10 protein-coding genes are annotated in these 16,939 nt (G+C 44.1%); 8 read left to right on the top strand and 2 right to left on the bottom strand.

The window, feature by feature from the left end; genetic code table 11:
• Positions 1–75: 75 nt before the first annotated feature.
• From H8S65_RS12765 to H8S65_RS12740, 6 genes are all read left to right on the top strand, one after another.
• On the top strand, positions 76–3,603 hold the full coding sequence (locus tag H8S65_RS12765; RefSeq protein ID WP_186930339.1) for a TonB-dependent receptor: 3,528 nt from the start codon (positions 76–78) through the stop codon (positions 3,601–3,603).
• Between the two features lie 18 nt (positions 3,604–3,621).
• Positions 3,622–5,415, top strand: a complete 1,794-nt coding sequence (locus H8S65_RS12760) for a RagB/SusD family nutrient uptake outer membrane protein (RefSeq protein ID WP_186930338.1) — start codon at positions 3,622–3,624, stop codon at positions 5,413–5,415.
• A gap of 112 nt (positions 5,416–5,527) precedes the next feature.
• Complete coding sequence (locus H8S65_RS12755; RefSeq protein WP_186930337.1) at positions 5,528–6,436, top strand: sugar phosphate isomerase/epimerase family protein; 909 nt, start codon at positions 5,528–5,530, stop codon at positions 6,434–6,436.
• 73 nt (positions 6,437–6,509) lie between these two features.
• Positions 6,510–7,766 (top strand): Gfo/Idh/MocA family oxidoreductase, encoded by a 1,257-nt coding sequence (locus H8S65_RS12750; RefSeq protein ID WP_186930336.1) that lies wholly within the window; start codon positions 6,510–6,512, stop codon positions 7,764–7,766.
• A 22-nt stretch (positions 7,767–7,788) separates the two neighbouring features.
• On the top strand, positions 7,789–11,247 hold the full coding sequence (locus H8S65_RS12745) for a DUF1080 domain-containing protein (RefSeq protein ID WP_186930335.1): 3,459 nt from the start codon (positions 7,789–7,791) through the stop codon (positions 11,245–11,247).
• Positions 11,248–11,416: 169 nt separating this feature from the next.
• Entirely contained in the window at positions 11,417–13,786 is a 2,370-nt protein-coding gene (locus tag H8S65_RS12740; protein WP_186930334.1) for a sensor histidine kinase, read from the top strand.
• Between the two features lie 9 nt (positions 13,787–13,795).
• Here H8S65_RS12740 and upp read toward each other — a convergent pair whose 3' ends face one another.
• Together upp and H8S65_RS12730 are read right to left on the bottom strand one after the other, a co-directional pair.
• Positions 13,796–14,449 carry a uracil phosphoribosyltransferase gene (gene upp, locus H8S65_RS12735; protein ID WP_186930333.1) on the bottom strand — a complete coding sequence of 218 codons (654 nt, stop codon included), beginning with the start codon at positions 14,447–14,449 and terminating at the stop codon, positions 13,796–13,798.
• Between the two features lie 107 nt (positions 14,450–14,556).
• A complete protein-coding gene (locus H8S65_RS12730) occupies positions 14,557–14,847 on the bottom strand; it encodes an HU family DNA-binding protein (protein ID WP_186930332.1) in 291 nt (96 codons plus the stop codon).
• Positions 14,848–15,100: 253 nt separating this feature from the next.
• Between H8S65_RS12730 and murB the strand changes: the two genes are divergently transcribed.
• Together murB and H8S65_RS12720 are read left to right on the top strand one after the other, a co-directional pair.
• Positions 15,101–16,114 carry a UDP-N-acetylmuramate dehydrogenase gene (murB, locus tag H8S65_RS12725; RefSeq protein ID WP_186930331.1) on the top strand — a complete coding sequence of 338 codons (1,014 nt, stop codon included), beginning with the start codon at positions 15,101–15,103 and terminating at the stop codon, positions 16,112–16,114.
• A complete protein-coding gene (locus tag H8S65_RS12720) occupies positions 16,115–16,873 on the top strand; it encodes an MBL fold metallo-hydrolase (RefSeq protein ID WP_186930330.1) in 759 nt (252 codons plus the stop codon). It abuts the gene before it with no gap.
• The last annotated feature ends 66 nt before the right edge of the window (positions 16,874–16,939 follow it).

Raw genomic sequence — 16,939 nt, 5'->3', positions numbered from 1 at the left:
AGAAAAGCAAAACACACACAAGCAAAAGAAAACTATAACTTAAAAACTTAGTACTAACATTATTGAATCACATGTATGATTAAAAAAGCATCAATTGCGACATTAGCAATGTTTTTGTCAGCCGCATCGCCCGCCATGGCGACAAGCGATGCGCATTCTTTGTATGTGAATCTGGAACTGGCCTTGAATCAGACAACGGTCGGTACTGTCATACGGAGTATTAGCGAACAGACTGGATATGAATTTTCTTATGATGAAACTTTATTGAATAAGAAAATATCCAAGATTTCTGTTAACCTTAAAAACGAACATATAGAAAATGTTCTGAAAGAGGTATTTAAAAATACGGGTATCTCTTATAAGATTGTAAATAACCGTGTATTCCTGAAGGATAATAATACAAGAAGAAGTGTCCAGTCTGAACCTGTTATGGCTGTGATGCAACAGCAGAAAAAAATTATTTCAGGCGTTGTTGTCGATGATACCGGATTGCCGGTTATCGGTGCGAATATTGTCTTGAAAGATGGAGCAGGGGTTGGAACGATCACAAATATTGATGGGGAATTTACGTTGGATGGAATTCCTGATGGAGCCACTTTGTTGATTTCATATATCGGGTATCTCGATCAGGCGATTCAAGTAACGAAGGATAAGACAACCTACCAGATCACTTTGCACGAAGATACTCAAAAGTTGGACGAGGTGGTGGTAGTAGGATATGGTGTACAGAAGAAAGTGAACATGACAGGCTCTATCTCAAATGTGAAAGCGGAAGAATTGTCCGTTATCCCTAATACGAACTTGTCAAACTCATTGGCTGGACGTGCTCCGGGTGCAACTATTACCGGTAATTCCGGTTTGATGGGGTCTTCTTCTGAAATCCGTATGCGTGGAGGTTTTGGTGATCCGTTGTTTGTAATCGACGGTGTGATCCGTGATAAAGAGGCTTTTGATAATCTGGAACCGTACGAAATCGACCAGATGAGTTTCTTGAAAGATGCGGCATCTGCTTCTATTTATGGATCTGCTGCCGGTAACGGTGTCGTTTTAGTGACGACTAAAGGGGGTGTAAAGAACCAAAAGCCGGTTTTCAATTATCAAGGTTCCTATGCTTTCAGTAAGTCTACTCAGGAACTGTTTGCAGATAGATGGACGGCTATCGACGATTTGGATTACCAAAATGCCGTTGCTCGTTTTCAGGGGACGAAAGAACCTAATGGTGAAGCCGAATATGCTTATTTCCGTGATAACAACATTAACTATAATGTCAATGATTATATCTGGCAGAATCCTTGGAACACGAAACATTCTTTGAGCGTGACGGGTGGTAGTGATAAGGTTCAATATTATGTAATGGGATCTTTCCTGGCTGAAGAAGGTTCTTATGTCTCTTTGGAAAATAAGAAATTTTCTTTGCGTTCGAATTTAACGATGGAATTGAGCAAATATATCAAGATGAATGTAAATTTGGATGCAAACCAATCTAATGATAAACGTTTCTATTGGCCGTTCTCGGATGATGACGATCAGGCTGTATATGATTTATATCGTTGTACGTTCAATGCGATGAAAACAACACCGTTTTATTCTAACTTGGATGGTACTCCGTCTGCTACTATTACGGATTACCCGATCTACCAGGATTATGGTTCTTGGCAAGGATGGAATCCGGTAGACCAAGTGGTGGGTGATCGTTATTTGAAAACTCGTCGTCGTAATATGAACGGTATTGTTTCGTTTGACTTCAATCTTGACTTTATCACGAAAGGCTTGAGTTCGAAGATCGTGGGGAGTTATATCGGACATGACTATTCTCGTAAGAGATTTATGACCTTCCAGAAAAACTACAAGTTCCAGCAGGCAGATCCCGAAGGAAACCGCTTTTTGCCGGCTCCTTTGAATCTGAATGAATATAATACGTTTAACTTTTCCCAGAATTATGAGAATCTGGATTATCGTATGAAGCAATTGTGGACAGAACAATTCAACTGGTTTGTAAACTATGCAAATACGTTCGGCAAACATGATGTCGGTGGTATGATTGTTTTTGAACAGGCTGCAAATGGAGGAGAGTGGACACAAGCGAAAGCTGAACAACCGCTTGCCAATATTGACCAGATGTTTAATTATTCTAAAGATGCAGAACGCCGTTGGGGGGATGCAGAAGAATATACCGGTGGGCGTCTTTCCTGGATAGGACGTTTCAATTATACGTTCGACCAGAAATATATTGCCGAGTTTTCTTTCCGTTATGATGGCAACACGTTGTTCCCAGACGGACATCGCTGGGGATTCTTCCCGTCCGTATCTGCCGCATGGCGTATCAGCCAAGAACCATTTATGGAGAAGACATCCGGTTGGTTAAGTAATTTGAAATTGCGTGCATCTTATGGTACGACCGGTAATGATTTGGATTTGAGCAAAGATCCGATCGATAAAATTACGGCTTTTTCTTATTTACAGAAATATAATACGGGTGGCACATATATATTTGGAAGCAATCTGGCTAATACGATTACGGCAGGCGCGACTCCCAATCCGATGTTGACTTGGGCTACTTCTACTACTTATAATGGAGGTTTGGATTTCGGTTTCTTTAATAATCGTTTATCTGGTACGTTCGATGCCTTCTATCGTAAAGAGGTCGATATTCTTGGACCGCGTACAGTGACGCTTCCGAGTACTTATGGACAGTCTTTAGCTCCTGAAAACTATGCAGAGCGTTCTTGGAGAGGCGGTGAACTGGCCTTGACCTGGATGGATAAGGCTGCTAACGGAGCAATCGATTATTCTGCTTATGTGAATTTAGGTTTTGCCCGTGATAAATGGGACGTTTTAGATGTTTCTGCTACTTATCAGGAAGGAGGAAATTTGCATGCATTGTCGCCGGTTGGTAAAGCGAATGGTATATTGACTGGTTTGATTGCCGATCACTTGCTGACGGATCAGGCTGAGGTGGATGCTTTGAAGGCAACAGGTTTCAAGCAATTCGGACGGGATCCTTATTTAGGTGGTATTTTGTATAAAGATACGCGTGGCGATGGTTATACGGAAGGACCTGATGGCCGTATCGATGGCAATGATGCTTATAATTTATTGAGTGAAAATGGAACACCACGTATTAATTATGGTTTTGGCGGTAATATTAAATGGAAAGGTATTACTGTTGATGTCCATTTCCAGGGGGTCGGCAAATATGACCGTTTTGTCGGTGGTGTCGATGGTGGTTTTTATCAGCATGGTGGTGCTGTCCGTCCCTATTTTCCGATTTGGACAAGCGACAAAGTATATGATCCGGAATATAATCCGAATGGCGTTTACCCGCGTATCGTAGGTTCAAGCTGGTATGAATCAGGAGCTGGAAACACCAGTTTTTGGATGCGTAACGGTGCTTATCTCCGTTTGAAAAATTTGAATATCGGTTATGATTTACCGAAAGCAATTCTTCGTCCATTGGGTATTTCCCATGCTCAGGTATTTGCTAATGCAACCAACTTATTCTGCATTTCGGCAGTAACGGAATTTTTGGATCCTGAACAGAAATATTATGATTCATATCCGTTGATGAAAACATTTTCTTTTGGCCTTAATTTCTCGTTCTAAATTTAAATCGGAAAGAATATGAAAATGAAAAAAATTAAATATGCAATAATCAGTACCGTTCTTGTTTTAGGCGGAATGGTGACAGGTTGCGATACGCTGGATATCGATAACCTGAATAGCTATGATGAATCTATGGTCTGGGATGATGCCAGCCTGGCAACAGCGTATGTGAATAATCTTTATTCGGAGTGTTTTGGTAACTGGAGTGCCGGAGCTGATAATAACTCCGAACAAGTGACGGGTATGCCTTGGTATTTGGGAACTATTACGGAAACAGGTGGTTCTTATAAAAAATGGGACTATACGACGATTCGCCATATTAATGAAGCGATTAAACGCTTGGAAGAAGGTTTGTTGGATAGTAAAACAGCCAATGAGTTATTGGGGCAGGCTTATTTTATGCGTGCTTATACTTACTATTGGATGGTTCTACATCATGGCGGTGTCCCTTATATTAAAATTCCTCAGGATAAAGACAAGGATGATTTGTATGTGAAGCGTAATTCTACGCCGGAATGTTTTCAATTTATGGTTGAAGATCTGGATCACGCCATAACTTTATTGCCGGAGAAGATTGCAGGCAGTTCTGCAGATTATGGTCGTATAGACCAGTGTTTTGCTAAAGCATGGAAAGCTAAGGCGTTGTTGTTGAAAGCTTCACCGCAATTCAATCCGAGTAACCCGTATGGTAATCCTTATTGGGATGAGGCTTATACTGCTGCAAAAGAAGCCTATGACTTTTGTGTTGCTAAAGGTATTTCATTAACTCCTGAATATGCTGATATCTGGATACAAGAGCAGGGACCGGAAGTTGTGTTTGCCGTAGTGAATTCGAATCCGAACAAAACTTCGTCTTGGGAATATACGACGCGTCCGGCATCTGTCAGTCGTGATAAACCTTATAATAATCCGACTTGGGAATTTGTCAAAAATTTTCCGATGATGGATGGTAAGCGTTATGATGATCCGACCGGAAAATATTATGTAAGTGATGAACAGGCTTTATTAAAATCTTTCTGGTTGAATAGAGATCCTCGTTTTAATAATGTATGTTTATATAATGGCCGTGAATATCCCGTGGCAGGAAAGCCTTCCGATTACAGACAGTATAATGCGTTGGGCATTAGTAGTCCGGATGACCAGTATGGTGTGAATCCTGCTGCGCATACAAACGCCGTGAATAATGATATTTTTTCTGGTCTTTATATTTATAAAGCAGCAGATTTGACATTGACTCAGGACAAGGTTATGACGTATGATATCGATTATATCCTGATGCGTTTTGCTGAAGTGATGTTTATTTATGCCGAGGCTGCTAATGAAACAGGTCATTCGGATGTGGCTGTCGAAATGTTGAAACAAATTAGGAAACGTGCCGGAATTGAAGTAGGAAGCGATGGGCTTTACGGCTTGAATGTTGGTAGCCGTGAAGCAATTCGCCAGGCAATTCTGGATGAGCGAAATATAGAACTGTGTTTCGAAGGTCATCGTTTTTGGGATTTGCGTCGTACGCGTAACATGATGAAACTGGCCGGTTGGACTAAGCATGGCATTGAAGCGATTGCTATCAATCCGGATGGAACTGATATGAATTTGAATACGGCAAGAACAAAGATGAACAACAACGAATTGACAACAGGCGATTTTCGTTATGTCATCCATCAAGTTCCTTATACGGAAGCGGCAGAAAGAGAATTCGTAATTGAAGAGTCTTTCTATTTCTTCCCGATTCAGAAAGTCAACCTTGATGAAAATCCAAATCTCGAACAAAATAATAATTGGGGCGGAACTTTTAACCCCACAATGGAATAAATTATTACTTTTGTTTTTTATATATGAAGAGGGAGACCAAAAAGACTTACAACCCCTTTGGTTGTCCCTCTTTTTATTTTCTATTATTTATTAACTTAATCTGTGTCAGGCGATGAAAACTAAATTCTCTTTATTGATTTTTGCTTTGCTGTTCATGTGTTCCGGAATGATGGCTCAAGATAAAATAACGATCGGAGTTATCCAATATGATTTGAGCGATATAGATAAAAGCTTTAAGGATCTGCATGATCAGGGATTCGGCTCTTGTGAACTTAATTATAGAAAAAACGCATTTACGAAAGAGTTTGCTGAAAAGGTAAAGGCTGCATCAAAGAAACATAATATCAAGGTAACGACAGTTGTCGGTGTGCCGGGCAGCAAAAACCAGTGGAACTTCCGGCAGGGACCGGCTACGATCGGTTTGGTTCCAAAAGAAGAACGGGCAGAAAAAATTGAAGTATATCATGAAATGATTGATTTCTGCGCAATGGCTGGGATTCCCGCTATGCACTCCCATTTCGGTTTTATCCCGGAAGATCCCTCTTCCGAACAATACAAGGATTTTATTAAAGTTATGCAAGACTTGGCGAATTATGCCAAAGAGCGTGATATGATGATTTATTTTGAAACCGGGCAGGAAACTCCGACGACGTTGATCCGTGCCATCAAAGATATAGGCACAGGCAATGTATTTGTAAATTGCGATTTGGCTAATTTATTAATGTACGGGAAAGCGAACTCTTTGGATGCCGTGAAGCAATTCGGAAGCCTGATCAAGGAGTTTCATGCTAAAGACGGTAAATATCCGGACCCGAACAATCCGTATGAATTGGGAGCCGAGGTTCCTATCCCGACAGGAGAAGTCGATTTTCCGGCAGTTATCGCGGAATTAAAAAAACAGGGCTTCCAGGGAGCATTGACTATCGAATGTGAATTAAACGGTGCACGGCATGATTATGTTGTCCAAACCCGCAAATATTTGCAAGATCTATTAAATACATCTGCAAAATCAACTAAATAATTAGTATATTTGTCAGATGTTATTTATATTTTGAAAGAATTAGTAGCTAATCTATATAAATTATTATTTTACTATGAGAACAAGCAGAAGAGGTTTTCTGAAAACCCTTGGAGGGGTTGCACTCTTTTCGATTGTGCCGCGCCACGTATTGGGAAACGGGTATATCGCTCCAAGTGATCAATTGACTAAAGGTATTATTGGTACCGGAGGTATGGGAAGAGGCCATGTGGGTTATGCCGGTACACGTTTGGTTGCCGTTTGTGACGTTGATAAAAATCACCTTGAACTGGGAAAGAAACTGGTGAAGGAAAAAATAGCCGCTTATCATGATTTCCGCGATTTGATTCTGGACCCGAATGTCGATATCGTGCATATTGCCACCCCGCCTCATTGGCATGGCATCATGTCTGTCGAGGCCGCTAAAGCAGGAAAAGACATCTGGTGTGAAAAGCCGATGACCCGTACGATCGGAGAAGGTAAGCGTGTGATGGAGGCCGTACAGCAATACGGACGTATGTTCCGCCTGAATACCTGGTTCCGTTTTACAGACCAGTTCTACGGACTGGGAACTCCCGTCAAGCCGTTGAAGAAACTGGTGCAGAGCGGACTCTTAGGATGGCCTTTGAAAGTGACGATCAGTGCGCATACCGGTTTTAACTGGAAGTTTTTCTGGGTGGGTAAAGAATATCTTGAACCGCAATCGGTTCCGTCTGAGCTGGATTATGATATGTGGTTGGGCCCGGCTCCTTATAAGCCTTATAATGCCCATCGTGTACATCAGACTTTCCGTGGATATTGGGATTATGACGGAGGCGGACTCGGTGACATGGGGCAGCACTATATCGATCCCGTACAATATATATTAGGTAAAGACGATACCAGCCCGGTTAAGGTCGAAGTAGATGCGCCGCAACAACATCCGGATGCTGTCGGTACTTGGCGTTCCATCACCTACACGTATGACGATGGTTGCCAGATTATCCTTTGGGGTGGTGATTTCGGTGATCCGAATACGCCGTATATTGCCGGGCCGAAAGGTAATGTATATAAGAATTTTGTATGCGATATTCCTGATTGGGAGAAGAAGCTTGCCGACTTCCCCGAACCCGAACCTCAGGTTACGGACTTTATCGAATGCGTGAGGACACGCCAGCCTTTTGCCCTGAACGAACGGAATGGTTTCCGCTCGGCTACTATTGTCAATATGGGAGCAGTGGCTTTGCGTCTGAACCGGACGCTGAATTTCGATCCGGTAAAACTTGAATTTATTGACGACGAGGCTGCAAATCGTTTGCTGGACCAGCCGATGAGAGCACCCTGGAATATTTAATTCATTCAAAATTCGAAACATAATGAGAAAAGCATATATATCAATAGCAGCCTTACTGTTATGCGGAAGCATGCTGATGGCGCAGACCCCGGCCAACCGTACGGCCAAAACGACCGCTGCCGATGTGTTGGCTCAGATGCCTGCGGCGAAACAAGCGGCATACAATAAACTGATTGGTGATTTGAGTTCTACCGGCGAAGAGGGTGTTCTGATGCTGGTAAACATGATAAATGCTCCGGGCAAAGGCAGTAACGCAAATGTCGATTACGCTTTGAGCGGCTTGACGCATTACGTCATGGGGAAAGGAGAGGAGAATGCCAGGTTAGTGACTGCAAATGCTTATCTGAAGGCTTTGGAAATGGTGAATGAGCGCGAAACGAAAGCGTTTATTATCCGCCAACTTCAGATTTTAGGAAAAGACGAATGCATAGATGTACTGGCATCTTATCTGAATGATGAGTCATTGAGCGGTCCCGCTGCCAGTGCACTGGCTGCCAACGGTAGCAAAAAAGCCGGACAGGCCTTGGTTGCAGCCTTGAAGAGCCGAACAGGTTCTCCTAAAACACAAAAGGATGTGATCCGTGCGATTGCCGATGCTCAGGTGGATGAGGCTGAACCTGTCTTGCAAGCTTTGCTTGGCGCTTCGGATCCAAATATGCAAAAGGTAGTGTTGTACGCTTTGAGCCGTGTGGGATCTAATAACTCAATGGAACTTTTAGCGGATGCAGCAGCCAAAGCTGGCTATGCGATGGATAAGACAGGAGCGACAGAGGCTTACATCGCTTTGTTGAATCGTTTGGCTTATCCCGGAGATCCGGCAAGAGTTGTTAAAGCAGCCAAGAAATTGCAGAAAGAGGCGGCTAAGGCAGGACAGGAACAGACACGGGAAGCGGCTTTGCAGATACTTTTAGCAGCCGAGGAGCCGGCCAAAGTCTCCAAGATAGTCGTTGCTGCCATGAAAGATCCGAGCAAGAACTACCGGAACGCGGCTTTAAGTTACGCTTCCAACTTTACAGATAAAGAGCTGTATATCGAACTGATGAAAATGGTTCCGAAAGCCAAGCCGGAACTGAAGGTGGATATCCTGAACTGGATCGGACGCGAGGCCAAGAAGCCCTCCAAACACGACGTTATCCGGAATCTGGAAATACGTTTCGATCTTCCTGCCAAGCAAATCCTGTTGGAACAGCTCGGTGATGCAAACTTCGACGTGAAACAGGCTGCTACCTGGACATTGGTGAAGATTGGGGATAAGTCTTATATTCCTTCGTTGGCCGAATTGCTGAAAAGCGATGACAAGCAGGTGGTCCTGCTGGGACAGGATGCTTTGGCTGCCTTCCCCGGTGATATCGACGGGGCAGTGGCGAAAGCTGTCTCTTCTGCTGCCAATGCGGGTAAAATAGCCGGACTCGAATTGTTGGCTATGCGCAAGGCTACCGCCAATATCAACACCGTACTGGATCAGATCCAGACGGGTTCCCCTGAAGTGAAAGCCGCGGCTTATGTGGCTTTGAAGGATGTGGTGGGAGAACGGGATATAACCAATATGTGCGGAATGTTGGAAACGGCTGATGCATTGGCTGTTCCTCCTATGCAACGGGCTGTTATTTCGGCATTGTCCTCTCTTCCGGCTGCCGACCGGGTCGAAACGGTGACACGCCGTATGTTGCAGGCTGGCAATAAGGATTATTTGTATTATCTGGTATTGTCTTCTACCGGCCAACCGGATGCGTTGGCAACGATCGTGAAGGGTTTCCGTTCCAATACGGGTGTCAAACGGGATGCTGCCTTCGAAGCCTTGCTGAACTGGAAGGGTATTGAAGTGGCGGACGAATTATATACGATCTGCAAAGAAAACCCCTCTTCCAATTATTTTGACCCGGCTCTCACTACTTATGTGAAGCTGGTTTCCAATCCGGCATTTACAGGTGAAAACCGTTTGTTAAGCCTGCGTAAGGCAATGGAAATTGCTAAAACGGATGCACAGAAGATCGCGATCCTGCAACAGATTGAAAATACCGGAACATTCTTAGGCATGTTGTATGCCGGTGAATTCCTGGATCAGAAACCTGTACAGCAGGCTGCCGCCAATGCCGTCATGAATATTGCTTTGGGAAATAAAGAGTATATGGGTACGAATGTCCGTGCTTTATTGAACAAAGTGATGGAAGTGCTTGACAATCCGGATGCCGGATACCAGAAGGAAGCGATCAAGAAACATCTGGCCGAGATGCCGCAAGGCGAAGGATTCGTTTCTTTGTTCAACGGTAAGGATCTGACCGGCTGGAAAGGTCTGGTACAGAACCCGATTGCCCGTGCGAAGATGAAACCGGCACAATTGGCCAAAGAACAGGCCAAAGCCGATGAAAACATGCGTCGGGATTGGAAGGTCGAAGATGGGCTGTTGGTATTCGATGGAAGCGGTTACGACAACCTGTGTACGGAAAAACAATATGGCGACTTCGAAATGTATGTAGACTGGATGCTCGATCCGGCCGGCCCTGAAGCGGATGCCGGTATTTACCTGCGTGGTACGCCTCAGGTACAGATTTGGGATACTTCACGTGTAAACGTAGGGGCACAGGTCGGTTCCGGTGGATTATACAACAACCAGGTGAACGAAAGCAAGCCATCGAAAGTGGCCGATAATAAATTGGGCGAATGGAACAGCTTTTATATCAAGATGGTTGGTGACCGTGTAACAGTCGTGCTGAATGGTGAAAAAGTCGTGGATGACGTGATCCTGGAAAACTATTGGGATCGCAAGCTGCCGATTTTCCCGATCGAACAGATCGAATTGCAGGCTCATGGCAGCAAGGTTTATTACCGGAATATTTATGTAAAAGAGCTGGAACGCAAGGAACCGTTCAAACTTTCAGCCGAAGAAGAAAAGGAAGGTTTCAAGGTTTTGTTCGACGGTACGAATATGCATGAATGGACAGGCAATACGGTCGACTATACCTTGGAAGACGGTTGTATCTCCATGATTCCGAGCAAGAGCTACGGCGGCAACTTGTATACGAAAGACGAATATGGCAATTTCGTATATCGCTTCGAATTCCAGTTGACGCCGGGTGCTAATAACGGTGTCGGTATCCGTACCCCGATGGAAGGGGATGCAGCTTATGTCGGCATGGAAATCCAGATTCTGGATTGCGAACATCCGATTTATAAGGATATTACTCCTTTGCAGCATCATGGTTCCGTTTATGGAATCATCCCGGCAAAGGCCGACCATCATAAGGCCTTCAAGCCTGCGGGCGAATGGAATTATGAAGAAATTGTAGCCGATGGCGATAATATCAAGGTGACGGTCAACGGTGTGGTGATCATGGAAGGCAATATTCGTGAAGCGACAAAGAACGGTACTGCCGACCATAAGGAACATCCGGGTCTGTTCAATAAGAAAGGACATATCGGTTTCTTAGGTCATGGTTCTCCCGTTAAGTTCCGTAATATCCGTATTAAAGAGTTGAAATAACGCTTTTTTATCCATAGTTAAATAGCAGCATAGGCAGGAATTAGCTTATGCTGCTATTTTTTTATGATAAATTACAGGGTTGAAATGCCTTGAATATTGAGGGGAATAAAATTTGTTGATCTGATTTATTATAACGACTTTTGTACAAAAGATAACTAAAGTCGTATTCATGGAAGTAGACCAGTATCAATTAATATTAGATAATGCTCAGGTTGGCTGGTGGAAAGCTGATTTTGAAGAAAGGTGCTATATCTGTTCGGACTATTTGATTAGTCTTTTGGAGTTGGATGGCCCGAAAATCCCCATAGCAGATTTTCTTTTGTTGATTCGTGAAGACTATCGGGACCGTATCGCCAACGAATTTGCTTTCTTCAAAGGTATTGGTATATACGAACAGATATTTCCGATGAAAACTTGCTATGGTTATAGATTTGTCCGTACAAAGATTTATAAACGGGAAAAGGAAGCCGACGGCAAGTTGACCGTATTGGGTATTTTACAGTTGATTCCTTTTAGTGAAAAGGAGGAGAACAGGCCTGTTGTGAACGGGCAGGTCGATAGTGTTCTCAGGCATTTGGGGAGCTTGTCGCGTGCCTTGCATTCTTTTATCCAGACAAATGATTTGCACAAATCGATCCATTTGGCTCTTACGGAGATTCTGTTTTCGATCGATACGAAAGGGCGTGTATATATTATGGAATATGAAGATGAAGGGCAGATCGGCTGCACATATGAGGTGTGTAGTGAAGGGATTGAGCCTGTTCGTACGTCTCTGCAAAATATTCCGGTTTCGACATTGCCGTGGTCTACGCGGAAAATACGGAATTTATATCCGATTCTGATTAATAATCTGGATGAATTACCTCCTGAAGCAGTTGAGGAAAAACGTTACCTGAAAGCGCGCGGCACTTGCTCCTTGATTTTGATACCGTTGATAATCAAAGGTGAGCCTTGGGGATATATGGGGATCGATATAGTGGATAGATATCGTATGTGGAGTCTGGAGGATTATCAATGGCTATCGTCTATTTCCAATATCATCAGTATAATAACGAAGATGGCCCGTACCAATGAAGCGTTGGATCATAGTGAAAAGTTGCTTCGGAATATCTATACCAATATACCGGTCGGTATCGAGCTGTATGACAAAAACGGTTATTTGGTGGATCTGAATAATATGGATGTCGAGATTTTCGGCCTTCCCTCCAAAGAGTCTGTTTTAGGTGTCAATATCTTTGAAAATCCGATGATTAGTGATGAGATACGAGAAAAACTGGTTTGCCAGGAGCCTGTCTCTTTCCATCTGGATTATTCGTTTAATACCATTAAAAAAGATGCTTTTTATCCGACGGCAAAGAGCGGTACGATCGATATTTTCACGAAAGTCAGCATGCTTTATGATATACATGGCGATCTGATTAATTATATGTTTATCAATCTTGATAATACGGATAAGGCTGTCGCTTATAACCGTATCGAAGAGTTTGAGCATTTTTTCAGTTTGGTCAGTCGTTTTGCGAAAGTAGGATATGCTAAATTTGATTTGTTGAGTTGCGAAGGGTATGCTATCGACCAGTGGTATCAGAATTTAGGAGAAAAAGAAGGAACGCCGTTATCGGAAGTTATAGGTGTTTATAACCGGATTCATCCGGAAGATCGAAAGGCTATGCTTAATTTCTTTGAGCAGGTAAAAAAAGGACGGTCTGATAGTATTCGGAAAGAATTAAGGGTGAAGCATGGGGACGGTTGGCGTTGGACTCGTGTGAATGTGATGCGGAATACACAGTCTGCCGACCCGGCAAAGTTGGAAATGATTTGTGTGAACTATGATATTACCGAGTTAAAGGAGACACAGATGCAGCGCGAGAAAGCGGAGGAGTTGGACCGTTTGAAATCTGCATTCCTTGCCAATATGAGCCATGAGATCCGGACTCCGCTGAATGCTATTGTCGGTTTCTCTACGTTGCTGGTCGATACGGACGATCCGGAAGAAAAGAAGCAATTTGTCGGGATTATCCAGAAAAACAATGAACTGTTGTTGCAGTTGATCTCCGATGTGCTGGATCTGGCAAAGATAGAATCCGGTATAATAGAATTGAAACTTGTCGAGGTCGACCTGCGGGAGTTGTGTAAAGAGTTGGTCGTTTCGATGCGTATCAAAGTGCCGGCGGAAGTCGCGCTCTGTATGGCTCCGGACCTGCCTTCCTATATTATGCGTTGTGATAAGGTGAGGCTGACACAGATCATATCCAACTTTATTAATAATGCCATCAAGCATACCAGTAAGGGAACGATCATGCTTGGTTACGAGGTACGCCAGGATGAAATTGAATTTTCTGTGACAGATACCGGAGACGGCATGTCGCCGGAAGTGCAGCAGCATGTGTTCGATCGTTTCTATAAAGGAGATAGTTTCAAGCAGGGGACAGGTTTGGGACTCTCGATCTGCAAGAGCATAATAGAACAGGTAGGCGGAAAAATCGGGGTAAGCTCCGAAGAAGGGAAGGGCTCCCGTTTCTGGTTTACTTTACCCCGTTAGACTTATATCTTATTCTTTTTCACCGTAGGACAAATCGCCGGCATCGCCCAACCCGGGAACGATGTAAGAATGATCGTCCAGCTCGTTGTCGATAGCCGCTACCCATACGGTCGTGATGTCGTCCGGCATTTTACGTTGGATATATTCGATTGCCTGTTTGCTGGCAATGATGGAAGCGACATGGATATGCGCCGGGTGGCCTTTGGTGCGCAATGCTTCGTAGGCCAGTTCCATAGAACTGCCGGTAGCCAGCATCGGGTCTGTTATAATCAATGTTTTATCCGTTAAACGGGGAGAAGCGATATATTCGATATGAATATCGAAATTCAGGCGGTCCTTGTATTTCCTGTAGGCGGAAACGAATGCATTTTCCGCATTGTCCAGATAGCTGAGGAACCCCTGATGGTAGGGAAGCCCGGCACGCAGGATCGTACTGATGACGACTGAATCGTCGGGAGTATTCATCGGTGCTATCCCTAAGGGAGATTGAATGTCTTTTGTGCTGTAAGTGAAATCCTTACTGATTTCGTAAGCCATGATTTCACCGATCCGCTCGATGTTGCGACGGAAACGCATACTGTCTTTTTGTATATTGACGTCGCGCAATTCTGCGACAAATCGGTTTAACACCGAGTTTGATTCTCCGAGATTAACTATTTTCATGATTGAATTGTCATTTTCCGGCGTCGAAATTACTCATAATTCGGACAGGTCGCAAAAAAGAAGGCAACCTTTTTTAGGTTGCCTCCCTTTGTCAGGTAAAAAAAGCATTACTTCTTTTCTCCGGGTTTGTTAATTGCATCCAGCAAATATTTACCCGGTTTAAATTTTACAGTTGTTCTGGCCGGAATCATAACCGGTGTACCAGTCTTAGGGTTACGAGCTAAACGCTCTGTCTGCGGACGCGGTATCAATGTACCGAAACCGATCAATACAATCTCCTCATTGTGAGACATAGCTTCTGTTACGATGTCGACATAAGCGTCCAACATTTTCTTCGCTTTTTGTTTCTGTAATCCCGATCTCTGGGCCAGAGCCTCAATCAATTCTGCTTTGTTCATGAATGTTTCTATTTAATTAATGATATTCAAGACAAATGTACGCTTTTCTTTGATATGTTGTATAACTTTTTGCATATAAAGAAATAAGTGTTCATTTCTTATTTAACAACGCGTGTATACATTTGTTACGATTTGCGGAACAAAAAATGTTAAATAGCCTTTGGTTGCGATATTTGAGAGGCTTTTTTATATACCTGCTGATTGATTTGATATTTATCGTTACTTTTGTCCTGCAAAATAAAACATACGCAAAATGAGAATAGAAGAGAATTACTCGCTGGAGAAACATAATACTTTTCACCTTCCGGTGAAGACCCGTTGGTTTATGGAATATACGAATGAAGAAGAACTGGGACGGATCTTCCGGGACGAATATTTTCAGGAATGTTTGTCGTTGCATATCGGGAGTGGCAGTAATCTGTTATTCATAAATGATTTTAACGGGATTATCCTGCATTCGCAGATCAAGGGTATCTCTGTTGCGGAAGAGACGGACGATTCGGTACTGCTTCGCATCGGGGCTGCCGAGAAATGGGACGATGTAGTCGCTTATGCCGTGTCCAAAGGTTGGGGAGGAATAGAAAACCTGTCCAACATTCCGGGCGAAGCCGGAGCTGCCGCTATCCAGAATATCGGGGCGTACGGTACGGAAATCAAGGATGTGGTCGAGACGGTGGAGACGTATAACCGGCTTTCGTTCGAGAAACGTACGTTTACGAATGAAGAATGCCTCTATGGTTACCGGGACAGCTTCTTCAAGAATGAGCATAACGACCCGCACATCGTTACTTATATCAATATACGCTTGAGCAAAAAGCCTCGATTCTCTGTCAATTACGGTAATTTGAAGGAGGAACTGGCTAAGTATCCTGAGATAACGCTGCAAGCAGTGCGGGATGCCGTGATCTCGATCCGTCGTCAGAAATTGCCTGATCCCGATGAGTTGGGAAATGCCGGAAGTTTCTTTATGAACCCGGTTATTCCGGTTGCCCGTTATGAGAAGCTGAAGGAGCAATATCCGGATATGCCGTCTTACCCGGCGGGAGAGGGGAAGGTGAAGGTCCCGGCAGGCTGGTTGATCGAACAATGTGGTTTTAAAGGTAAATCTCATGGTGCGGTCGGTGTATATGAAAAGCAGGCATTGGTGTTGGTTAATTTGGGTGAAGCCAAAGGACACGAGATCGCACTGGTTGCCGAAAGTATTCGTACGGCTGTTCATGACCGGTTCGGTATCGAGATTATGCCTGAGGTAAAATATGTAGGATAAATGGAAATTACGTTTTTAGGGACGGGGACTTCTACCGGAGTTCCCGAAATCGGTTGTCAATGTGAGGTGTGTACCAGTTCGGATAAACGGGATTGGCGTCTGCGTACGTCCGTACTGGTGGAGACGGATGGTAAACGGATTCTGCTGGATTGCGGCCCGGATTTCCGTTGGCAGGTGATCCGCAACAAGACGTATCATCTGGATGCGGTTCTGATTTCGCACGAACATTACGATCATGTCGGCGGACTGGATGACCTGCGCCCTTTCTGTCGTGAAAGGGGTGTGGACGTGTATGCGGAAGATAATGTGGCGGAAGCTATCGAGACGCGCATCCCTTATGTGTTCCGTGCCCATAAATATCCCGGAGTTCCGAACCTGGAACTTCACCGGATCGGGAACGAGCCTTTTGTGGTTGCCGGAATCCCGGTTACGCCGGTCCGGGTGATGCATGGGAAATTGCCGATCTTAGGGTATCGTATCGGGAATATGGCTTACCTGACAGATGTGAAATATCTTCCGGAAGAAGAGTATGCCAAACTGGAAGGCTTGGATGTATTGATCCTGACCGCCCTTCGCCGGGGTTCCCATCCTACGCACGAATCGCTGGAGGAAGCGCTTGCCAATATCGAACGGATAAGGCCGAAGGAAACGTATCTGATCCACATGAGCCACCGTATCGGATTGCATGCGGAGGTCGAGAAGGAGTTGCCGCCTCATGTTCATCTGGCTTACGACGGGTTGCATGTTTCCTGTTCCTGAGCGGAGATGAAAGACACTTCTCTTTGTTGCTACGATCGGATCTCTTCAACAAAATTTTTTAAAAAA

This window comes from Parabacteroides hominis, from assembly GCF_014287585.1.
Classification (GTDB): domain Bacteria; phylum Bacteroidota; class Bacteroidia; order Bacteroidales; family Tannerellaceae; genus Parabacteroides; species Parabacteroides hominis.
This window is presented reverse-complemented; position numbering and strand designations above follow the sequence as displayed.